We start from the raw sequence: 21,379 nt of genomic DNA, 5'->3' as shown, positions 1-21,379 counted from the left end.
TGAGCCGCTGCACGCCGCCCGCTACCCTCGACTCAGTGATCTTGGAGGCGCGGGCGTGAGCAGCTCGGCGACACTGCCTTCGGCGGGCAGGGATCCGGAGCGCATCGGTCGCTACCTGCTGTTCGAAACTCTCGCCAGCGGCGGCATGGCCCGCGTGCATCTGGGTCGGCTGGTCGGTCCCGTCGGGTTTTCTCGCATCGTCGCCATCAAGCGGCTGCACCCACACCTCGCCGTTGAGGCGGACTTCGTGTCCATGTTCCTGGACGAAGCGCGTCTCGCGGCGCGGGTTCGTCATCCCAACGTGGTGCCGATTCTCGACGTGGTGTCGCTGCCCACGGAGCTCTTCATCGTGCTCGAGTACGTGGCGGGCGAGTCGCTCTCGGGCCTCTTGCGAATGGAGACCTCGGCGGGTCACGCAATTCCGCCGGGGATCGCCAGCGCGGTGCTGGTCGGCATGCTCACCGGCCTGCACGCTGCCCACGAGGCCAAAGCGGAGAACGGCGCGCCGCTGCACATCGTCCACCGCGACGTGTCGCCCCACAACGTGATGGTCGGCTCCGACGGCTTGCCCCGAGTGCTCGACTTCGGCATCGCCTACGCTGCGGAGCGCCTGCAGATGACGCGCGCGGGTCAGATCAAGGGCAAGCCCGAGTACATGGCGCCGGAGCAGCTGGTGGGCGAGACGGTGGATCGCCGCACCGACGTGTACGGCGCCGGCGTGGTCGCCTGGGAGCTGTTCACCGGGCGCCGGCTGTTCCGCGGCAAGAGTGACGCCCACGTGTTCAAGATGGTCAACGAGGGCGCCCGCGAGCCCCCGGGTGCCATCCGTCCCGGGTTGCCTCCGGCGCTCGATCTGGCGGTGATGAAGGCGCTGTCCATCGAGGCCGACGATCGCTTCGCGAGCGCGCGGGATTTCGCCATTGCCGTCGAGCGCGCAGTGCCGCCCGCCTCCCAGCGCGAGGTCGCGGAATGGGTGGAGCAGGTGGCGGGTCCCTTGCTCGCCGAGCGCGCTCGCCGCGTGCAGCGCATCGAGGCCGGAGACGACAGCGTCGTCATCGAGCGACCGCCGCTGGCGTCCTCGCCGGACGCCGCCACCGCAGCTGCCACGGAGCATTCCGCGCCGGAGGTCGTGTCCCTCGTCACCGGCGACATGTCCGCCCTGGGCCCACCGCGCAGAGAAGAGAAGGAACCCCGCCGGGTGTGGCTCGCGCTGGGCGGAGCCTTGCTCGGCGCCGTGCTGTTCTGTGCCGTGATTTTGGTTTTGTTGGTGGCCCGCGGAAACTCGCCGGACCCCACTCCAACGCCGGCAGTGGAGCCGGCCCACAGCGTCGAGCTCGTCGCGCCGTTCGTCGCGTCCACGTCGGCGGCACCGTCTGCGGCGCCGCCCGCCGCGCCGCCCTCGGCGTCTGCGTCTGCGTCTGCGTCTGCGTCGCCGCCGCCCGCACCCCCACCCACGGTACGGCACACCGCTCCCAAACCGAATCCCTGTGTCCCGCCCTTCACCTACAAGGATACGCCCAACGGTCGCGTGAAGGTGCCGAAGCCTCAGTGCTTCTGAGAATCAGTCCGTGCCCGCGTCCGCGCTCGCAGAGGCGAGCGCATCCCGGCAGCACACGACGCGGGTTCCCGTGGGCTTCACGATGCCGATGCTGGTCGCGCTGCCCTGGGGCTGGCATCCGCCCTGCGTCGTGCCGGCACTGTTCACCAGCGCGTGGCTCAAGCCACCGAAGTCCGCGCAACCGTTGATCGGCTGATTCGCCTTCGGGCAGCTCGAGCAGTCCGCGCTGTCGCACAGCGAGATGAGCGTGCTCGGGCACTTCTGCGGATCGCAGCCGCAGCCGCTGGCGCCGCAGCTCCGCTGGTCGTCGAGCCCGGTGGATAGCTTGTACTTGTGCCCGTACGCCGCGGGACAGCTCGTGTCTCCGTCCGTCTTGGCGAGCACGCAGGCCGCGGCGTCGAAGGGCGCATCGGGGGCCGCAGTGCAGATGCTCTTGGAGTCGCAGTCGCTGCCCGGCGTGGCGTCGATGCAGGCGAGGATCGGCGTGGCGAACTCCGGCGCGACGAGATCCGCCGTCACCTCGCAGGGCGTGCCGGCGGCGAGCAGCGTCGCCGCGGAGGCCTCTCCCGTCACGCTGATGGCGGTGCACGCCGCGCCCGTGAGCATCTGGCTGGGCATTCCGCTGCAGCCCTTGCCGGCGAAGATGGCCAGGCCGCAGGCGCCGCCCGGTGCCGGACTCTTGCAGCTGCAGGCGCAGCCCGTGTCCCGGGCTCCCTGCCCCAGCGCCAGCGCGGCGGTGGTGCCCGAAGGGCAGCCGTCCCCGGCGGAGCTCGGGAAGTGCAGACGCACGTAGTCGAAATCGGCGGGCGCCTTGGGCGCGCACTGACAGCGCTCCGCCTTGCAGCTGGAACAGCTGGCCAAGGTTTGGTCGCCAGCGTAGCCGTCCAGCGAGAACAGCACGTTGCAGGCGCTGCCGAGCAGAGCGACGACGGCGAGCACGCGGCGCTTCATCGCTTCCGGAACGCGTTGATGTCGATGCCCAGCCGCTTGATCTCTTGGTACAGCCACGGTCGACCGCAGCCGAGGTCGCGAGCCACTTGCGCCACGTTGCCCTCCCGCAGCGCGAGGGCGGTCTCCACCCGTGCGCGGAACATGCCGTCAGCGTCCGGGCCCGAGGGCGGCGCTGCCGGCGCGTTGCCGGCGGACAGCACCTCCGGCAGATGGCCGACCAGGATCTGAGCCACGCCTTCGGCGCTCGCGCGGGCGGCGGCGGTCACCACCGCGCTCTTCAGCTCCCGCACGTTGCCCGGCCAGCGCCACAAGACCATGCGTTCCATGGCTTCCACCGAAAACCCCGGCGCCCCACTCGGCAGGAAGTGGGCTGAGAGCAGGGGCACGTCCTCGAGGCGCTCTCGAAGCGGCGGCAGCGTGATGCGCCAGGTGGAGATGCGGTGCAGGAGATCCGCGCGGAAGCGTCCCGCGCGGCTGAGATCGTCGAGGTTGGCGTTGGTGGCCGACACCACGCGCACGTCCACCACGCTGGTGTGGTCCTCACCCACTGCGCGGACCTCACCCGTCTCCAGGGTGCGCAGCAATTTGGCCTGCGCTTCCAGTGGCAGATCGGCGATCTCGTCCAAGAACAGCGTGCCGCGGTCGGCGGCGCGGAACAGCCCTGCTCGTGCCTGATGCGATCCCGAGAAGGCGCCGCGAGCGTGCCCGAAGAGCTCCGACTCCATCAGGTTGTGGGGGATGGCACTGGAGTTCACCGGCACGTAGGCGCCGGGGCGGTCGCTGGCGGCGTGCAAGGCTTCCGCCACGCGCTCCTTGCCGGTGCCCGTCTCGCCCAGGATCAACACGGCGTAGGAGAACGGCGCCACCGTTGCGACCAGCCGGCGCACCTCCGCCATGCGCGCGCTGCCGACCAGGGGCGGCGTCAAGCTCGGCGGGTTCTTCTGGAACAGCGCGACGTCGTTCACCACCGCCAGCAAGCTCTTGCCGCAGCGGATGCAAGCGCCGACGGGTGCAAAGGTGCCGGGCGCTTCCACCTTCGCGCCATCGATGAAGGTCCCGTTGCGGCTGCCCAGATCCGTGACCGCGACCCCACCCTGGGCGGGGGCCAGCTCCACGTGCTCCCGCGACACCTGCGAGTCGTCCAGACGAAACGCGACGCCTTCGCCGCGGCCAACGCGAAAGCGCGAGCTCACGGCCAGGGGGCGAGGCAACGCCCCGGGCCCCGCCTCGCTGAAGATCGCGACCACGCCGACCACGGCGCGCGACGACGCGACTTGCTCGGGCCCCCGCCGGGTTTCGGTGACGTCGGCCATGCCCCGGGCGACTCTACCGCGCCCCCCGTCCGGGAGCCAAAGCAGTGCGGCTTGCCGTCGCGCGCGGGACGAAGAATAACGGTCGGGGATGGGTCGCCACACCGCCACGCTCCTCGCGCTGGTCACGCTCACGTCGAGCGCTGAGGCCGCAGACAAGGCCCAATGCCTTTCGTCCTACGAGGCCGCTCAGCGCCACAAGAACGCAGGGGAGCTGTCTGCCGCCAAGACGGACCTCTTGGTGTGCGTCGAGGCGGACTGCCCCGCACTCTTGCGTTCGGACTGCGAGACCTGGCTGCGGGAGGTGACGGCGAGCATGGCCAGCGTCGTGCTGGTCGCGCCGGTGCCGGGCGCGCGGGTGCTGCTCGACGGCAAGCCTTTCGTGAACGCCGTCACGGAGGAGCCCCGGGAGGTCGAGCCCGGGGCGCACACGTTCCGCTTCGAAGCGCCGGGTCACGAGGCCGTGGAGAAACGCATCACCCTCGCGGCGGGAGAAAAGAACCGGCGCGTGGAAGCCGATTTCCCGGCCCCCCCACCGAAAAGGGAAGTGCCCAGCGGTCCTCCGACCATCAGCTACGTGCTGGCCGGAGTCGGTGCCGTGGGCCTGTTGAGCTTCGGCTACTTCGGCCTCTCGGGCCTCAGCGGTCGCTCCGACCTCGAAGACTGCAAGGGCAGCTGCGCTCAGGACGACGTCGACGACGTGCAGGCCGACTTTACCCGGGCCGACGTGTCCTTGGCCGTGGCGGCCGTGGCCTTGGGCGGCGCCGCGTACTTCTACTTCGGCTCGGACTCGAAGAAGGAGCAGAGCGGCAGCGCCCGCGTCGGCATCGCGCCGACGGCTAGCGGTGTTTCGACCGCCGTCCACGTGAGCTTCTGACGGAGCGTCGTCGAATCACGAGCCCCAGCGCTCCCAGCGCTGCCAGGGTCCACAGCCCGGAACCCGCCGGGGAGCGGGACGCGCTGCAGCCGGAGTCCGACTCGAGCACGCTGCCGCGCGGCGGCTCTTCCGCGACGCCATCGAAGCCATCGGGCTGGTAGTCCGGATCGTCCGGCAGCTCGATGCCGATCCCCGGATCCTCGTCGTCGTCATCCCACCACCAGGCACCGCCACCTGCGCCGGACCCGCCGCTGCCACCGCTGCCCGAAGGATCCTCCTCGTCGATCCACCAGCTGTTGGGCGGGTCCTCCAGATCCTCGTCGCCGGGGGAGCCGGCGTAGCCGCCCGGGAAGTCGTCTCCCGGCGTGATGGGCTGCCCGCACTCCACGAACTGGTGGCCCACGTAGTCCGCCGGCTTGCAGTAGCCCTCGGCCACACTCTTGCACATGGCGTCGCTCTCGATGGCGGACCACAGCTTGGTGCTGGTGCCATCGGAGCACTCCACGGTGCAGCCACAGTTCTCCGGCGCGGGATCGCAGTGCACCACGCGGATGCGCACTGTTGGCTTGGGGCCGAAGCCCTGCCCACCGTTCCACTTCTTGCTGTAGTCCCGCAGGCGCCAGCGCGTGGCGTAGATGCCCGGCTTGTTGGGAGCCCGGGCGTTCATCCCGCCCTTGATCGCCCGCGTGTTGCGGCAGCCCCGCTTGGTGCTGCATTCGTGCGCCTTGCGGTCGCCGCGCACGTAATCGTTCAGGTTGTTTCGCAAGCTGAAGCGCTTGCGATCCGTCAGCGCGTCCACCTTCCCGTTGGCGGTCTCCACGAAGACGTCGCTGCCCACCGCGTCCCCGCGACCCTTCACGTCGCGCCAGATGGCGCTGCCCTTGTTGCGGAAGGTGAGGGTGAACTTGAAGGGCTGGTTTTCGCAGGCGCGGTAGTGGGCCGCGCCGCGGTCGCGCTTCAGGTTGCTCCAGAGCCGCACCTTGCGGCCGGCGATCAGCGTCTTCTGGGTCGCCGCTTGCTCCACCTGGGACACGTCCGACTCCTGGCCGACCTCCAAGGTGCAGGCGCTGACCACGCACAGCAGGAGCACGCTGAAACCAGCGCGAGCTCGCCGTGGGTCCCCGAGTCGCATCCTCATGGTGGTGAGTCGTGCTCGTGGTGCACGACGCGTTCCAACCCACAGAATAGCATCTTTGGCCTGGCGGCCGCCGCCGGCGGTGACGCTCTTCGCCAGCCACGTACCTACAAACACGGACACCGGCGCCATCCGGGTGTCAGACAGGGTGTTCTGACACTGGAGTACGGCGACACGTCACACGAAGCAGCTGTTTCGATGCCGAAACGGCGCTCATCGCCCGCGCGCGTTCCGTCACCAAGAGAAGCGTCGAAATCACGGTTTTCTGCCCGGTCGGGAGTAGAGCGGCGTTGGCCGAGATCCTGCAAACGCCCCACCCATGACACGTCGGAGGCGCGCACGTCGAGGAGCCGCAGCGGTGGAGGCCGTGATCGTCACCGGCGTGTTGGCCATCATCATGGCCTGCATGTGGGCGGCCGTGAGCTACCAGAAGGTCAAGCTCGAGGTCATGGCCGAGGCGCGGGCTCAGGCCTGGCAAGCGGCGCTGCAGCCGTGTGAGGGATCCGGCGACACCTTGAACGACATTGCCGGCGAGACGGGCAGCGCGGACTCCGACTCGATGCCCGGCACCCAGAGCGTGGACAAGTACCTGGACGTGGGCACCACCTCGCTGGCCACGGACTCCGGTTACGTGGACGTCACCCGCAAGCGCTCCGTCACCTTTCCCAAGATGATCGGCGGGGCCACGTATCAAATGCAGGGCAGCATGTACATGCGCTGCAACGAGCCGAACCCCCCGGAGAACGTCACCGATTTCTTCAAGACGGCCTTCAGCGTCGTGAAGTACTCGTTCTCGTTTTGATGTTGGCTCGGCGCGGCGTCCGCCCTTGGCGTTTCCGCGGCGGAACGACAATCAAACGCTACGGAGGCGGTGGGATCCAGGGATCTTGGCGGGGGCCATCGCCCCGGGAGTAGGACCTGCCCGGCGGCGGTCGCCAGCCCTGCCAGCGTCGCACGCTGTGGCGCTCGCGTCCGATCATGAGCGGTCGGATCATCACCAGGCCGGCGAGGAAGCCGCCGAGGTGCGCGAAGAACGCCACGCCGCCGCCGACCCCGAGACCCAAAGAACCCACGCCGCGCACCAGGTTCCACAAGAACCACTCGCCGACCACCAACCACGCCGGGAACACCAGGAACGCGCCCAGGATGAACCACAGCGGGAAGATGGGGTTCACGACCACGACGGGCGCTCGGGGATAGAGCACGAGATACGCGCCGAGGACTCCGGCGATGGCACCGGACGCGCCGACCATCGGGACCATGCTGGTGGGATCGATGTACACCTGCGCGACGGCGGCGGCGGTGCCCGTCAACAGATAGAAGCCGAAGTAGCGCGCGTGGCCCAGGGCGTCTTCGACGTTGTCGCCGAAGATGTAGAGGAACAACATGTTGCCGGCGAGGTGCTCCCAACCGCCGTGCATGAACATGCTGGTGAAGATGGTGAAGGCTTCGCCCCCGGGGTCCGCGGCGAAGCGGGTGGGAACCAGGCCATAGCCCGGGATCAACCAGGCGGCGCCCCCCTGCATCAACCCCCATTCGAGCAAGAACGCCACGACGTTGGCGGCGAGCAGCGCGTAGTTCACGAACGGTGTCGTTCGCGTGGGGTTCTCGTCGCGGATGGGGATCACGGTCCCCCTACGGTAAGCACGCCGGGCGCCCTCCGCGATACTCTGCGAGGCCCGCGTGGTAGAACCGCCGGGTTGCCCATGAAACTCCGCCTCTCAGCGCTTGCCCTGTGCGCCGCCCTGGTGGGCTGCGGCGGGCCGCAGTTCGACGGGCACGTGTTCCGGAACGAGGACATGGCGTTCCGGGTGGGCCCCATCCCCCAGGCGTGGCGCCCCATCCAGGTCAGCGGCTCACTCTTGGCCTACCGGGACGATCGGGACCACGCGACCATCGCCCTGAACGGACGCTGCGGTAAGGACGGCGACGACGTTCCCCTGGAGGCGCTGACCCACCACCTGTTTCTTCAGTTCACGGACCGTGAGGTGAAGAGCCAAGAAGTCCTTTCCATGGATGGGCGGGACGCCATGCGTACGGAAATGGTGGCGGAGCTCGACGGAGTGCCGAAGTATTTCACCGTGTTCGTCCTCAAGAAGGACGGCTGCGTGTACGATTTTCTGCACATCGCCGAATCCTCCGGGCCGGTCAGCGGCCAGGCGGAGTTCGAGCGCTTCGTGAACGGCTTCGCCACCCTGAGCTGAACCATGTCCTCCGACGCCGCCGACGAGCCGCCTCACTCCGAGAGTCGGATCAGCCTGGTCCCGCCGCCGCCACCACCGGCGACGCAGGTGTACGGCGAGCGTCTGCTCGGTCTGTTCGAGCACCTGGGGGTGATGACGACGATGACGCTGCGCACGCTGCGCGCGTATTTCAAGCGGCCTTTCGAGGGCAAGGCCATCGTCACGCAGATCGAGTCCCTGGGTGTGGCGTCCCTCGGCATCGTCACCGTCACCAGCGTCTTCATCGGCATGGTGATGGCGGTGCAGTTCGCCTTCGGCCTGCGCAAGTTCGGCGGCATGGAGTACACCGGACGCGTCGTCGGGCTCTCCTTCGCGCGGGAGCTCGCTCCCACGCTCACGGCGGTGATCGTCGGCGGTCGCATCGGCGCCGGCATGGCCGCAGAGGTCGGCTCCATGGCGGTCACGGAGCAGATCGACGCGCTCCGCGCCCTGGGCGCCGACCCGTACAAGAAGCTGGTGCTCCCGCGACTCACGGCCGCGGTGATCGTGATGCCCGTGCTCGCCGCCCTGGCCCTGGTGCTGGGCTTCACCGGCGCGATGGTGATCACGGATCTTCAGTTCAACATCCCCGGGGAGTTCTTCTTGAGGAGCGCCCTGGGCACCGTCACCATGCGCGATTTGGTGAGCGGGATGTTCAAGACGCCGTTCTTCGGAGCCATCATCGCCTTGGTGGGCTGTCACTTCGGGATGACCACCCGAGGTGGCACGGCGGGCGTGGGGAACAGCACGACGCGCACCGTCGTCGTGATTTCGATCACGATCTTGATCGCGGACTTCTTCTTGACGAAGGTGTCCATCGCCCTGATGCCACAACTGTGAATCGCAGCATTTTTCTGTTCATTTTGGCTGGCTCTTGGGCTTGCAGCAGCAAGGACTCCCACCCGCCGGAGTACACCTCCCCCGGCATTGCCACGCCCCGAAGCTGCGGCGAAGTGCGCGGCGGTTCCTTCGACGGCGCAGAGATCGTGGTGGACGGCGAAGCCGCGAGCTGCCCGGGAACGGGCTTCGAATGCCCGCTCTCGGACATCCCGGCCTTCGACGGCGTGTGCACCGGGGGCAAGCTGCCGGTCGGCGTGTGTCAGGCCGACAAGTGGGTGGTCAGCTGCGTGGACGCGCCGGACGCTGGAGCCGTGGATGCCGCCGCGGACTCCGCTGGCAATGGCTGAGACGCCTCATGTGCGCGGAGGTGTCCGCCTTGACCCCCCTGGGACCCATCTCTAGGCTTCCCTTACGGAGCGGGAGCGTGACATCACAACCTGAACGTCGTAACGGGCACGCCCTGGGGACAACCCGCCGCAAGGACGGGCTACTGACAACCGGGGACATGGCGCGCCTCTCGGACAGCACGTTGCGAACCGTGCGGTTCTACGAGGAGGCAGGCATTTTGCACCCGGTGCAACGCACCGAAGGAGGTCACCGGCTGTTTCCGCCGGCTGAGCTGGACAAGCTCCGCCTGGTCACGGACCTCCGCGCTGCCGGCTTCGCGCTGGAAGAGATCCGGGAAATGCTCGAAGCCAAGCATCGGGCGGAGAACGGCGCCGTCGCCGCGGCCGACGTGCTCACTCGCCTCGACCACCAGATCACGAGCATGACGGAGCGCTTGGAGCTCCTGAAGCGATTGGTGGAAGAGCTCGAGCACACCCGCGACGTCATCGCGCGCTGCACGGGCTGCAGCAACAAGGTGAACTTCCCGAATCGCTGCGACGAGTGCCAGACCATGTCGGACGTGGAAGAGGCGCCCAACGCCGTCAGCGTCCTGTGGGGAGTGCATCGCTGAATCGATGAGCTCGCGTCGAGTCTTCACCATTGCGGAGGTCGACGCGCTCATCCCCGAGCTCACGGCCATCGTGGAGCGACAGCTCCGTCGGCAGAGCGAAATCGAAGAGTGCCTCGCGGAGCTCGCGCGCTCCTGCGGCGGACTTCCGCACGCGTTGGAGGACGAAGCGGAAGACACCTCGGCGGTGCTGCGCATGAAGGCGGACCTGCGGCAGCGCATCGCCCACTACGAGCAGGGCTGGGAGGACGTCGCGGCGCTGGGGGCGGTGCTCAAGGATCCGCAGATCGGCCTGGTGGACTTCTACGGCGAGATCGAAGGGCGCCGGGTGTGGCTGTGTTGGCGCCACGGGGAAGAGCGGCTGCGCTACTATCACGAGCTGTCGGCGGGGTTTTCCGGGCGAGTTCCGCTGCGTCCGGAGACACGCCACAGGCTGCTCAACTGATGCCCGTCGATCGACCCCGCGCCGAAGCTGCGATAGCCGAGCTCCTGCGAGCGCTGGGCCACGATCCGAGCTCCGATCCGGAGCTCGTGGAGACGCCGGAGCGAGTGGCCCGGGCCTGGGCGGACGAGCTGCTCGCCGGCTACGCGGTGGACGTGCCCGCGCTGCTCGCCGGGGGCGCGCTGTCGAGCGAGAGCCCGGGCATCGTGGTGGTGCGTGGCATTGCACTCGCCACCGTGTGCCCGCACCACCTGTTGCCCTCGGTGGGCACGGCGACGGTCGCCTACCTTCCGGGGAAGCGGCTCCTGGGGCTGGGCACCATCGCAGCGTTGGTGGAAGCCTTCGCGCGCCGTTTGGCACTCCAAGAAGACATCGGACACAACGTGGTGACGGCGTTGATGGAGCACGCCGGCGCGCGGGGAGCGTACTGTCGCATCGAGCTGTCCCACGCCTGCCTCAACGCGCGTAGCAGAACCTGCGGCCAGGCGTCGGTGGTGACCACCGCTCAGGCGGGGGAGCTGGATCTCGCGGCGCTGTCCCTCGCCCTCGAGGAACCGCGTTGACGCTGGCGCTGGTCACCGGCGCCAGCCGTGGCATCGGCCGGGCAACGGCCCTCGGCTTCGCCCGGCGGCAGGTGGATCTGGTGCTCCTGGGACGCGTTTCCGACGCTCTCGAGCAGACGGCACACGAGGCGCGCGCCCTCGGACGCCAGGTGGAAATCGTACCCTGCGATCTGGAGGACGCGGCCCAGGTCCAAGGCGCCGCCGATGCCGTGGCAGCCCGCCCCGCCCCCGACGTGATCGTCCACAACGCCGCGGTGATCTTCAGGAAAAGCGTAGAAGACACCACGCTGGAGGAGTGGGACCGACAGCTGGCGGTGAACCTGCGTGCACCCTTCCTCCTCACTCGCGCGCTGCTTCCCGCAATGAAACGCCGGGGCAGCGGTCGCATCGTTTTCGTAGGAAGCATCAGTGCCACCCTGGGCACCGCGCGATCTGCGCCTTACAACGCGTCCAAGTGGGCCGTGTCGGGTTTCATGAAGAGCCTGGCACAGGAGCTCACGGACACCGGTGTGATGACAGTGGCAGTTCTTCCCGGCTCGGTAGCGACGACCATGCTGAACGGCAGTGGCTTCGAGCCGCGCATGACGCCGGAAGACGTGGCCCGCACGCTGGTGCACTACGGACTGGACGCGCCGCTCGCCCACAATGGCGGCGTGGTGGAGATGTTCGGAACGTGAGCACTCGCTTCGCGCCTGGAACGGTCATCGAGGAAGTGGCGCTGTTTCCGTTGCCGGAAGTGGTGCTGTTTCCGGGTACCCTGTTGCCGCTGCACATCTTCGAGCCGCGCTACCGCAAGATGACGGAAGACGTGCTCGCGGGAAGCAAGCTGATCGTACCGGTGCTGGTGCCGGATCCCGGCGCGGTGGATCGCCGCGGCAATCCCGTGGTGGTGGACGTAGCGGGGCTCGGCGAGATCGTGCAGCACCGCCGTCATTCGGATGGGCGCTTCGATTTGATCCTCGTGGGTCGCGCCCGGGTGCGTCTCACGGAGCTGCCCTTCGTGCACCCCTACCGCCGCGCGCGGGCGGAGGTGTTGGCCTGCAGCCATGGGGACGGCGCCAACGTCACCGGCTTGGTTTCGTCGGCCACGCGCTTCGCCACCCGGGTGCGCGAGGTCGACGATCGCCTGAAGTTCGAGGTACCCACGGATCTGTCCCCTGGGCTTCTGTGCGATGCCTGCGCCCACGCCCTGGTCATCGACGGGGACGAGCGTCAGAGCGTGCTCGAAGCACTCGACGTGCGCGAACGCATCCGTCGCTGCTCGGAGTACCTGGCGGTGCAGGAAGCGCTCTTGGGCCGTAGCAGCGACATCAAGAACCTGAACTGAGCGAAGGGTGTTGGTTCGCCGCGGAACCACCGGGCGAGCCGGGGCGGCACCGCGCCGCCCCGACAAAATCATCGTGTCAGCCTTCTGCGGCTGCGGCAGGCTCGGGCTGGGAACGGCGCGACTCCGCGCCACTCTGCGGTCCTTGGGAAGGGCGCAGGTTGCCCTCGTCGTCGTAGCGGGCGAGCTCCGCGGTCACGCGGCGCATGGCGGCTTGCTTCTCGTGGAAGGGACGGAACGTCGACTTGAACCCACTCAAGATGATGGCCTTGATGTCGTGGAAGGAGATGCCCATCTCGGTGTGCACCAAGTAGAGCTCCTTGCTCACGGTGGTGTCGGTGATCAGACGGTTGTCCGTGTTCACCGTCACCCGTAGGCCGAGGTCGAAGTAGAGCTTGAGCGGGTGGCTCTTCAGATCCCGCACGGCGCCGGTCTGCACGTTGCTGGACGGGCAGCACTCGAGCGGGATGCGATGGTCGTTCACGTAGTGGAGCAGGTCGCCATTTTCGCGGAGGCGCACGCCGTGGCCGATGCGATGGGCACCGCACACGTGAATGGCCTGCGCGATGGACTCCGGGCCGTAGGCCTCACCGGCGTGGATGGTGCAATTGATGTTGTTGTCCCGCACCAGCTGGAACGCCATCTTGTGGTGCTTGGCGGGATTGTCGGCTTCGGCGCCGGCGAGATCGAAACCGACCACGCCGCGGCCCTTGTAGGCCACCGCCAGCTCCGCCATTTCGTAAGAGCTTTCCGGGGAGATGTTGCGGATCCCGCAGATGATGACGTTGGCTTTGATGCCGTAGGTTTCTCGGGCTCGGCGTAGGCCGTCGAGCACCGCTTCCACCACCTTGGTGAGCTTCAGTCCCTGCTGCGTGTGGAGCATCGGGGAGTAGCGCACCTCCATGTAGCGGACGTTCTCCTTGTGGGCGTCTTCGGCCAGCTCGAAGGCGATGCGCTCGAGGGCCTCTTCCGTCTGCATCACCTTGAGGGTGATCTCGAAGCCCCGCAGGTAATCGACGAGGGAGCCGAAGTGGTTGCCGCAGCCGATGGCCTTGTTCAGGCCTTCCACGCTGTCGGCGGGGAGCCGGATGTCATGTTGCCGGGCCAGGTCGAGGATCGTCTCGAGCCGCAGCGATCCATCCAGGTGAACGTGGAGGTCCGTCTTGGGCAGTGCCTGGAAGACCTCGAAGGGGACGACTCGGCCGTTGGCTCCGTCCCCGTTTTCATTCGCTTGTGCCATGTCCGACTATACCACCGGCGTCGGACCCGAAAAGGGGCTCAGCGCCGGCGTTTGCGGCGGCCCAGAGCCACGGCGCCGCCCACGGCCACGGCGGTGAGGCCCATGAACATCCACGCCGGGATGCCCTCGTTTCCCTCTCCCCGTGCGGCGCGCTCGAAGGCTTCGCGAAAGATCTCCTCGGACTGCGCGCCGACGATGGTGGTGGAGCCCACGTAGGTCGTGGGCAGCCCCTGGAATCCGGCGCTGCGCAGGATGGTCGATTCGCGATCGATGGCGTGGTCCGTCTTCGGATCCTGCATGCAGGCGTCGTACACCTTGGGATCCATGCCCATGTCGATGGCCAGACGGCGGTTGGGTCCCGGCCGCAGATCTTCGACCTCGAACAGGGCTTCGGCCATGCGGTCTCCCTTGCCTTGGGCCTTGGCGCACACGTAGGTGCGCGCGGCGTCCTTGGCTTGGGGATGGCGAGACAGCGGCATGTTGAGCCGCACGAAGTTCACCTGGCCCGGGTAGTCCTTGATGATCTTGTTCAGCAGCGGATGCAGCATGCGGCAGAACGGGCACTGGAAGTCGGCAAACTCCACCACGTTGATCTTGCCGGGGACGTACAGCGCTTGGATGGTCTTTGGCACCGCGGGCTGCGGCTTCAGCTTGGGCCACAAGAGCGGCGCGCCGATGGCGATGGCGCTGAGCAATGCCCAACCCGTGGGGCGCAGCGGATCGGCGATCTTCGACTTTTCGCCCTCTTGCCGGCGAGCGCGACTGTATGCAAACGCGGCCCCCGCGATCACCAACGCCGCCGTGTCCGTCACCATGCAATAGAGACAGAAGGCGTGGATGATGACCGCCTGCAGGGCGATGAACACCACCGCTCCGAGGGCGCCGAGATAGGCGAAGGGCGCCAGGAGCGGTTTGCGGATCGACGGCCCGGCGAGGGACACGGCGTACACGCCACCGAAGCCCAAGAGGCCGATGAGCGGTACCGGGATGCGGCCACCGAACAAGTAGCCAAAGCCGCTGGCCCGTACGACCGAGCAACCCGAGCCCGGCGCGCAGAACGCCGGGTTGAAGGCGGTGTAGTCGACGAACAGCGCCGCGCTCGCGGCCAGCGCCACGAGGGTGCAAATTCGCAGGATGACCAGCCAGTTTCCGGAGCGCACGTCGGCGCAGTGTAGCCCGAATCGGGCTGCTGGCGGCCGGTGGTTGGTAGTCGAACTTATGCTGTGATTTCCGTCAGTTCCGGCAACGGCCGGGACGGCGAGGGGCGCCCTGGGCTATGAGGCGCCAATGGCTCCGCCGCTTCCGTCCCGTGGGGACATCGTTTCCACCCTGGCCGAATCCCCCCGCCCGCTCCACGCCCGCGAGGTCGCCACCCGACTGGGGGTTGCCGAGGGCTCCTACCCGCGGCTGCTCGAGCTCCTCGATCAACTGAGCTTCGACGGCACCATCCGCCGGCAAGCGGGTAATCGCTTCAAGGCGCAGCGACACGGTGCGGGGGAGAGCTGGGAAGGCGTGCTCAGCGTCAATCCGCGCGGATTCGGCTTCGTCACCGCGGCGGGACAAGAAGACGTGTACGTGGCGCCGGATGGCATCGGTCCCGCGATGCATGGGGATCGCGTGCGAGTCAGCGTGATCAGCCGCAGCAATCGCGGCGTGGAAGGGCGCATCGCGGAGGTGGTGCAGCGGCGCAACCCTCGAGTGGCCGGCGTGCTGAAGAAGCGCGGCAAGAGCGTGTGGCTGGAGCCTGACGACACCCGCGTGCGCGGTCCCATCGTGGTCGTGAACGGCCCCAAGATGGGGCGCGACGGCGACGCGGCGGTGGTGAGCATCACCCGCTTCCCGGACTACGCCGACGAAAACCCCGAGGCGGAGCTGGTGGCGGTGCTGGGGGTGCCCGGTGAGCCCAACGCGGAGGTCGCCAAGATCCTCGTTCGCGAGCAGATCGAGGAAGAACACCCCGAAGCCGCGGTGCGGGAAGCCGAGGCCATGGCCGCCAAGCTCCTGCGATCCACGCTGGAAGGCCGCGTGGATCTGCGCAACGTGCCGCTGCCCACCATCGACCCGGAAGACGCGCGGGACCACGACGACGCGGTGTGGGTGGAGCGCACCAACGAGGGCTACCGCCTGTGGGTGGCCATCGCCGACGTGAGCGAATACGTCCAGCCCGGCACCGCGCTGGACGACGAAGCGCTGTCCCGCGGCTGCACCATCTACCTGCCGGACCGTGCCATTCCGATGCTGCCGGCGGCGCTGGCGGCGGACCTGTGCTCACTGCTGCCGGAAGCGGAGCGACTGTGCTTGTGCGTGATCGCGGACCTCGACAAGAACGCGGACGTGACGCACTTCGAGATCGTGGAGGGCGTGATGCGCTCCGCGGCCATGCTCACCTATCCCGGGGTCGCGCGGGCTTTGGGCTTCAGCGACAACCCGCCGCGGAGCGCGCAGGCGGATGCCATGAAGAAGGGCCTGCGTGCGGTGGAGGAGCTGACGCGAAAGCTCCGCCGCAAGCGCATGCGCCGCGGCGCGTTGGATCTGGACTTGCCGGAAGCCCGCGTGAAGCTCGACGAGCACACCGGGGCGCCCATCGGCGTGGAGCGCCGGGCGGAGGATCCCGGCATCAAGCGCGCCTATCAGATGGTGGAAGAGCTGATGCTCTTGGCCAACGAGCTCACGGCGCAGTGGCTCAGCAAGCGCCGGGCGCCGGCGGTGTATCGGGTGCACGGAAAGCCGGACGAAGCCAAGCTCGAGCGACTCGGCGAGGTGGCCGAAACCCTCGGCGTGCAGGTGGATCTGGAGGCGCTGTTGGAGCCCCGCGGCGTGAGCAAGTTCTTGGGCCGCATCGCCGAGCACCCCAAGAAGCAGGTGCTGGAGATGCTCCTGCTCCGCTCCCTGAAGCAGGCGGTGTACGACATCGTGAACATCGGCCATTTCGGTTTGGCTTCGGACGCGTACCTGCACTTCACCTCGCCCATTCGGCGCTATCCGGACATCGAGGTGCACCGCGCGGTGAAGCACATCTTGCGAGGCGGCAAGCCGGACACCAGCGCGGCCGCCATCGAGAAGCTGCGCGCGGCGGCCACAGCGGCCAGCGTTCGCGAACGCTCGGCCATGGAGGTGGAGCGCGAGGTCGTGGATCTGTACCGCGCCCTGTACATGCGGGATCGCATTGGCGACGTCGTCGACGGCTCGGTCACGGCCATCGTGGGCAGCGGCTTGTTCGTGACCTTGGACGAGCCCTTCGTGGACGTCTTGGTGCGCTACGAGGCACTGGGTCCGGATCGCTACGAGGCCAGCGAGGACGAGCTCAGCGTGGTGGGCCTGCGCTCGGGGGACACCGTGGCCCTCGGTGACCGCGTGGTGGTCGAGATCGAGGACGTCGCCATCCTGCGCCGGACGGTGTACGCGCGGCGCGTGCCGCCCGACAAGGTGCTCGACGCGCTGGCGCGGGACTCGAAGAAGGGCCGTCGGGGCCGCAAAGAGCAGCCCCGGGGCCGAAAGCCGAAACCTCAACCCCGAAAGCCCAGCGGAAGGGCTCCCAAGAAGCGCAAGAAGCGCTGACCCTGCGGTGCTACCCTAGCGCCCATGAAGGGTCGTTGGATGGTGGGGCTAGCGGGGGTGTTGGCGATCACGGCAGCGTGCAGCAGCGACGACAGCTCCAGCGGTAGCGGGGGCAGCGGCGGCAAAGCCGGGGCGAGCACGGGCGGCAGCGGTGGCGGTAACACCGGTGGCGGCAACACCGGCGGCGCGGCGGGCAGTGGCACCGGCGGCGCGGCGGGCAGTGGCACCGGCGGCGCGGCGGGCAGCGGTGGCGGTAACACCGGCGGTAGCGGAGGCGGCACCGGTGGCGCCGCGGGATCGGGCGGTACTGGCGCGCTGGGCGCGTGCGGCAACGCTCCGGGGCAGCTGTTCCCGCCCGGCTCGGTGTGGAACACGCCGGTGGATTCCGCGGCCCTCGACTCCGAGTCGAGCGCGGTCATCAACTACCTGCAGCAGAACCACACGTCCGGCTCGCGCTTCCAGATCGATTTCTCCATCAAGCTGTTGATGGCAGATGCGTCCACTCCCAAAAAGACGTTCACGCAAACCGGTGATTTCTACTCGCCGGATTGCGACCCCGCGCCCATCCCGGTGCCCGCCACCGGTTCCCTCGAAGGAGAGAATGGATACGCCTGCACCAACGACGGCGATTGCCACCTGCTGGTGATGGACACCTCCACCTGTAGGCTCCACGAGATGTGGCGCGCGAACATCGTGGGCAACAACTTCCAAGGTGGCTGCCAGGTGATCTGGGATCTCACCAAGGTGTATCCCGACAACATGCGCGGCGATTACTGCACCAGCGCGGACGCTGCGGGCCTACCGATCTCCGCCCATATGTTCACCGCGGACGAGATCCAGGCGGGCGCCATCGAGCACGCCATCCGCTTCATCTTGCCGAACTCGCTGATGCGCGCGGACATCTACGTCCACCCCGCCACCCACTCCACCGGCGCCACCTCCGGCGGCTCCAACGCGCCGCCCTACGGCGCGCGCATGCGTCTCAAGGCCAGCGCCAACATCAGCGGCTTGAAGCCGGCGGCGCAGGTGGTGGCGAAGGCCCTGCAGAAGTACGGCATGATCCTGTCGGACGGCGGCAACATCACCTTCACCGGCATGGACGACACCTACACCACCGCCAAGTGGTCCGGCGTCGGCCTCGGCGCGCAGGACCTCAAGTCCCTCAAGTGGAGCGACTTCGAAATGGTCGACGGCGGCCAGCGCTACGACTGGACCAGCGGCGACTGCAAGCACACGCCAATCACGAACTAAACCGCGTCGCCCCGCGGCGTGATGCGCTCGGCGTTCACGAAACCGCGCAGCGGCTCCGGGATCACGACGCTGCCGTCCTTCTCCTGATACTGCTCCACGATCGCGATCCACGTGCGACCCACCGCCAAGCCCGAGCCATTGAGGGTGTGGCAAAGCCTTGGCTTTTGTTTTGGCTCGCCGCGGAAACGGATCTTGGCCCGACGCGCTTGATAGTCCCCGAAGCTCGAGCAGCTCGAGATCTCACGGAACGCCTGCTGGCTCGGGAGCCACACCTCGAGGTCGTAGGTCTTCTGAGCGCTGAAACCGAGATCGGCGGTGCACAGCTCCACCACCCGGTAGTGCAGGTTCAAGCGCTTGAGCACTTCTTCGGCGTGGCTCGTCAAGAGCTCCAGTTGCTCCAGTGACTGGCTCGGTTCCACGAAGCGCACCAGCTCCACCTTGTCGAACTGATGCTGCCGGATCAGGCCGCGGACGTCCCGGCCGTGGGAGCCGGCCTCACTGCGAAAGCAGGGCGTGAAGGCAGTGTAGGCGATGGGAAGCTTTGCGCCGTCCAGGATCTCGTCGGCGTGCAGGTTGGTGACGGGCACCTCCGCCGTGGGGATCAAGTACAGCGCGCCCGGGTCGTCCGGATCGCTGCGCTGGGTCTTGAACAAGTCCGCCTCGAACTTGGGCAGCTGGCCCGTGCCGCGCAGGGCTTCGGCCCGCACCAAGAACGGCGGGTACACCTCGGTGTAGCCGTGCTCTTGGGTGTGCAGATCGAGCATGAAGGCCGTCAGCGCGCGCATCATGCGGGCGCCCTGGCCCCACAGCACCGCGAAGCGCGCGCCGCTGAGCTTCGCCGCGCGATCGAAGTCGAGAATGCCGAGCTCGGGGCCCAGGTCCCAGTGCGCCTTGGGATCGAAGTCGAAGCTCGGTGCGGTGCCCCAGGTGCGGCGCGTCGGGTTGTCTTCTTCGCCCTTGCCGTCGGGGGCTGTGGCGTGGGGCAAGTTCGGAATGCCGAGCAGCTTGTCCTCGACGGCTCGCTCCGCTTCCGCGAGCTCGGCTTCGAGCTCCTTGATCTGATCCGAGAGTTGCTTCAGCTCCGACCGCCGCGCTTCGAAGGCGGCCTTGTCGCCGCTCTTCGCCAGTTGGCCCATGGCCTGGCTCTCGGAGTTGCGCTTGGCTTGCAGCGCTTCCGTCTTGCCGATCAGCTCTCGCCGACGTGCAAAGGCTGCACTGGCGTCGTCGAGGAGGGCTGCGGTTTCCGGTGAGCGCCGCGCGAGGCCCGCGCGCACGTCGTCCAGGTGGTCGGCTACGTATCGCCCGTCGAGCATGAGGCGCTCTTAGCGCTCTATGCGGCGGTTGTCAGTAGCCGACGCCGACGCCGACACCCACGCTGACGCCACCGCGGTTGCGATTGAGGTAGCGCTGGGCCCAGATCACGTGGGTGACGTAGGTGCAGGTCCGCTTCTGCGGGCCCTCGCAGCCCTGCCAAACGCCGCGGTCCTCCCGATCGCCGTCCTCGTCGAAGTAGATCACCTGACCGTTGGGCATGACTGCGAGCCAAGCTGCGGCCGAGCCGGGAGGCGCGGCGTTGGCCACGCCCACGCGGCCGAGCAGGCGGTTGTCGGGGCCGGCGACGTGGCCGTCCGGCAGCAGGATCGCGACGGGCTCGTAGTCTTCGTCCACGATGCGACCGGCGCGGTCCACCATCATGATCGGATCGCCGTCTTCCACGATCTGGCCGTTGGCCAGGATCTCGATGGGATCGTCACCGGGGCGATCCCAGCGCGCCGGCGTGATGATCAACGGCGCGCCACCCTCTTCCCAGCGCAGCGGTGGCTTGGGGGCGCAGGCGCTGAGGGCGACCGTCGAAAGGGCCAAGAGAAGAGCAGCTCGACGCATGGCCCGAGGATAGCACCGGAGTTTCGCGGCGGCCTTCACTCGCGACGTCTCGCGGTCACTCTCCTTCAGGCCGCGACACGAGCTCGACCTCCGGAACTCCGCCGGTTCCAGTGATCCGCACCGTAACCTCGTCGCCAGGCTCTAGCGGAGCTGCGCCCGCCGCCAACCGCAGAATGCCGTTCACTTCCGGCAGACGCACGATGTACGTGCCATCCCGGCCCACGCTGCGAACGATCCCTTCTTGAATGGATCCCGGAAGCTCGGTGCGGAGGCGCGCCATTCTCGCGTGGGTGGCCTCGTTCGCTTGCTGCTTGCGCGTGCGCTCCGCTCGGAGCTCGGACTCGAGCGCCGCAACAGCTTCGTCGAAGGGCACGCTGAGGGGGACATCCGGACGCGCGATCTCGATTTCGAGCCACGGCAGCATGACTATGGGACGGGCCACGAACATGCCTCTCCAGGCGCCCGGACCTCCGCGCCTCGCGGCATGGCACGACATTGCTTCGTCGGAGCTCTGCCAGGGTGCGTGCAGCACGCCACCACCGCGATACGTCGTTGGTGGACCTGGCTTCTCCCGCCAAGTCGAGCCGTCGTCGGGGGCGCCGTGATAGTCGTGGTGCCACGCGTCGGTGATCCACTCTCCGAGGCCCAGCCCCCACACCCCCCAGCCGTTGCTTTGCGTCGGGCTTTCGGTGAACCGTGGGTCGAAAATCTGGGTCTCGATGGCGTCGCGGAAGCCTGCACCGCCCGCCCACGTCTCACTACCACCCGCGCGCGCCACGTATTCCCACTGCGCTTCGCTCGGCAAGGTCCAGCCGTAGTGCGCGAGCGCGACCATCGCCGCCTCTGCGCTCATCGCCGCCGCGGCGGTCTTGCCACGGTGCTCCGCAGTTTCGTGCGTGGACCAGTCGACGCCGGCGCGTTCCGCGGCGGCCCCCAGCAGCGGGCTGCGCCCGACGAGAAACGGCTGAATCGTCACGACGTGGAGCGGCTGCGCGGCGGCGTACCAACGTGCGTGCGCGTCTCGCCAAAAAGGGACATCGGGGTCGTAGCGGACCTCGCGGAGGGCTTGCTTGACCTCGGCAGCGCTCATGCCCATCACGAACGCGCCTGCCGGCGCCAGCACGAACTGCTGTTGCGTTCCCTCATGGATGAATCGCAGCCCGTTTCGTACGAGCCCGGTGCGGCGCGCGATGTCGTCGAAGTTCACCAAGGGCGCGAGTGTACAGCGGCCGATGCCTCACAGCGAACCGTGGTGTGACCGCGGCGCAC

At 68.1% G+C, this 21,379-nt stretch carries 22 protein-coding genes; 13 read left to right on the top strand and 9 right to left on the bottom strand.

Annotated elements, in window-relative coordinates; translation table 11 throughout:
- The first annotated feature begins 55 nt into the window (after positions 1–55).
- Positions 56–1,558, top strand: a complete 1,503-nt coding sequence (locus tag H6717_33845; protein MCB9582067.1) for a serine/threonine protein kinase — start codon at positions 56–58, stop codon at positions 1,556–1,558.
- A 3-nt stretch (positions 1,559–1,561) separates the two neighbouring features.
- Here the strand turns inward: H6717_33845 and H6717_33840 are convergent, their stop codons facing one another.
- A complete protein-coding gene (locus H6717_33840) occupies positions 1,562–2,509 on the bottom strand; it encodes a hypothetical protein (GenBank protein ID MCB9582066.1) in 948 nt (315 codons plus the stop codon).
- The gene (locus H6717_33835) at positions 2,506–3,822 is read right to left on the bottom strand and encodes a sigma 54-interacting transcriptional regulator (GenBank protein ID MCB9582065.1); all 1,317 of its coding nucleotides are present in this window, start codon (positions 3,820–3,822) and stop codon (positions 2,506–2,508) included. Before H6717_33835 ends, H6717_33840 begins: the two co-directional genes overlap by 4 nt.
- An 88-nt stretch (positions 3,823–3,910) precedes the next feature.
- Between H6717_33835 and H6717_33830 the strand changes: the two genes are divergently transcribed.
- Entirely contained in the window at positions 3,911–4,696 is a 786-nt protein-coding gene (locus H6717_33830; protein ID MCB9582064.1) for a PEGA domain-containing protein, read from the top strand.
- Here the strand turns inward: H6717_33830 and H6717_33825 are convergent.
- Positions 4,659–5,834, bottom strand: coding sequence for a hypothetical protein (locus H6717_33825; GenBank protein MCB9582063.1), 1,176 nt, complete (start codon positions 5,832–5,834; stop codon positions 4,659–4,661). The two genes, H6717_33830 and H6717_33825, sit on opposite strands and share 38 nt — an antisense overlap.
- Positions 5,835–6,150: 316 nt before the next feature.
- Here H6717_33825 and H6717_33820 point away from each other — a divergent pair, with 316 nt between their 5' ends.
- The gene (locus H6717_33820) at positions 6,151–6,633 is read left to right on the top strand and encodes a hypothetical protein (GenBank protein MCB9582062.1); all 483 of its coding nucleotides are present in this window, start codon (positions 6,151–6,153) and stop codon (positions 6,631–6,633) included.
- A 58-nt stretch (positions 6,634–6,691) separates the two neighbouring features.
- Here the strand turns inward: H6717_33820 and H6717_33815 are convergent, their stop codons facing one another.
- Positions 6,692–7,459 carry a rhomboid family intramembrane serine protease gene (locus H6717_33815; protein ID MCB9582061.1) on the bottom strand — a complete coding sequence of 256 codons (768 nt, stop codon included), beginning with the start codon at positions 7,457–7,459 and terminating at the stop codon, positions 6,692–6,694.
- 78 nt (positions 7,460–7,537) lie between these two features.
- On the opposite strand from H6717_33815, the gene H6717_33810 reads away from it, so the two are divergent.
- The 8 genes from H6717_33810 (at position 7,538) to H6717_33775 (ending at position 12,180) form a co-directional block, all read left to right on the top strand.
- Positions 7,538–8,035 (top strand): hypothetical protein, encoded by a 498-nt coding sequence (locus H6717_33810; GenBank protein MCB9582060.1) that lies wholly within the window; start codon positions 7,538–7,540, stop codon positions 8,033–8,035.
- A 3-nt stretch (positions 8,036–8,038) separates the two neighbouring features.
- Positions 8,039–8,893 carry an ABC transporter permease gene (locus H6717_33805; GenBank protein ID MCB9582059.1) on the top strand — a complete coding sequence of 285 codons (855 nt, stop codon included), beginning with the start codon at positions 8,039–8,041 and terminating at the stop codon, positions 8,891–8,893.
- Positions 8,890–9,240, top strand: coding sequence for a hypothetical protein (locus H6717_33800; GenBank protein ID MCB9582058.1), 351 nt, complete (start codon positions 8,890–8,892; stop codon positions 9,238–9,240). Before H6717_33805 ends, H6717_33800 begins: the two co-directional genes overlap by 4 nt.
- A gap of 158 nt (positions 9,241–9,398) precedes the next feature.
- Positions 9,399–9,851 carry a MerR family transcriptional regulator gene (locus H6717_33795; protein MCB9582057.1) on the top strand — a complete coding sequence of 151 codons (453 nt, stop codon included), beginning with the start codon at positions 9,399–9,401 and terminating at the stop codon, positions 9,849–9,851.
- A 4-nt stretch (positions 9,852–9,855) separates the two neighbouring features.
- The gene (locus H6717_33790) at positions 9,856–10,293 is read left to right on the top strand and encodes a DUF2203 domain-containing protein (protein ID MCB9582056.1); all 438 of its coding nucleotides are present in this window, start codon (positions 9,856–9,858) and stop codon (positions 10,291–10,293) included.
- Positions 10,293–10,853, top strand: a complete 561-nt coding sequence (locus H6717_33785; protein ID MCB9582055.1) for a GTP cyclohydrolase I — start codon at positions 10,293–10,295, stop codon at positions 10,851–10,853. Before H6717_33790 ends, H6717_33785 begins: the two co-directional genes overlap by 1 nt.
- Positions 10,850–11,530 (top strand): SDR family oxidoreductase, encoded by a 681-nt coding sequence (locus H6717_33780; protein MCB9582054.1) that lies wholly within the window; start codon positions 10,850–10,852, stop codon positions 11,528–11,530. The genes H6717_33785 and H6717_33780 overlap by 4 nt, the downstream gene beginning before the upstream one ends.
- A complete protein-coding gene (locus H6717_33775) occupies positions 11,527–12,180 on the top strand; it encodes an LON peptidase substrate-binding domain-containing protein (protein MCB9582053.1) in 654 nt (217 codons plus the stop codon). Before H6717_33780 ends, H6717_33775 begins: the two co-directional genes overlap by 4 nt.
- Positions 12,181–12,256: 76 nt before the next feature.
- Here H6717_33775 and add read toward each other — a convergent pair whose 3' ends face one another.
- On the bottom strand, positions 12,257–13,417 hold the full coding sequence (gene add / locus H6717_33770; GenBank protein MCB9582052.1) for an adenosine deaminase: 1,161 nt from the start codon (positions 13,415–13,417) through the stop codon (positions 12,257–12,259).
- Between the two features lie 38 nt (positions 13,418–13,455).
- On the bottom strand, positions 13,456–14,577 hold the full coding sequence (locus H6717_33765) for a thioredoxin domain-containing protein (protein MCB9582051.1): 1,122 nt from the start codon (positions 14,575–14,577) through the stop codon (positions 13,456–13,458).
- A gap of 127 nt (positions 14,578–14,704) precedes the next feature.
- Here H6717_33765 and rnr point away from each other — a divergent pair, with 127 nt between their 5' ends.
- Together rnr and H6717_33755 are read left to right on the top strand one after the other, a co-directional pair.
- Positions 14,705–16,975 carry a ribonuclease R gene (rnr, locus tag H6717_33760; protein MCB9582050.1) on the top strand — a complete coding sequence of 757 codons (2,271 nt, stop codon included), beginning with the start codon at positions 14,705–14,707 and terminating at the stop codon, positions 16,973–16,975.
- A 24-nt stretch (positions 16,976–16,999) separates the two neighbouring features.
- Complete coding sequence (locus tag H6717_33755) at positions 17,000–18,226, top strand: hypothetical protein (GenBank protein MCB9582049.1); 1,227 nt, start codon at positions 17,000–17,002, stop codon at positions 18,224–18,226.
- Here H6717_33755 and serS read toward each other — a convergent pair.
- From serS to H6717_33740, 3 genes are read right to left on the bottom strand one after another with little or no spacing between them, the layout of a single operon-like run.
- Entirely contained in the window at positions 18,223–19,539 is a 1,317-nt protein-coding gene (serS, locus tag H6717_33750; protein MCB9582048.1) for a serine--tRNA ligase, read from the bottom strand. The genes H6717_33755 and serS overlap by 4 nt on opposite strands.
- A gap of 31 nt (positions 19,540–19,570) precedes the next feature.
- Entirely contained in the window at positions 19,571–20,110 is a 540-nt protein-coding gene (locus tag H6717_33745) for a hypothetical protein (GenBank protein ID MCB9582047.1), read from the bottom strand.
- A 55-nt stretch (positions 20,111–20,165) separates the two neighbouring features.
- A complete protein-coding gene (locus H6717_33740) occupies positions 20,166–21,320 on the bottom strand; it encodes a hypothetical protein (protein MCB9582046.1) in 1,155 nt (384 codons plus the stop codon).
- Positions 21,321–21,379: the final 59 nt, after the last annotated feature.

Source organism: Polyangiaceae bacterium, from assembly GCA_020633235.1.
Lineage (GTDB): Bacteria > Myxococcota_A > Polyangia > Polyangiales > Polyangiaceae > JACKEA01.
Note: the sequence above shows the minus strand (reverse complement) of the source record. Positions and strands in the feature narration are given on the sequence as shown.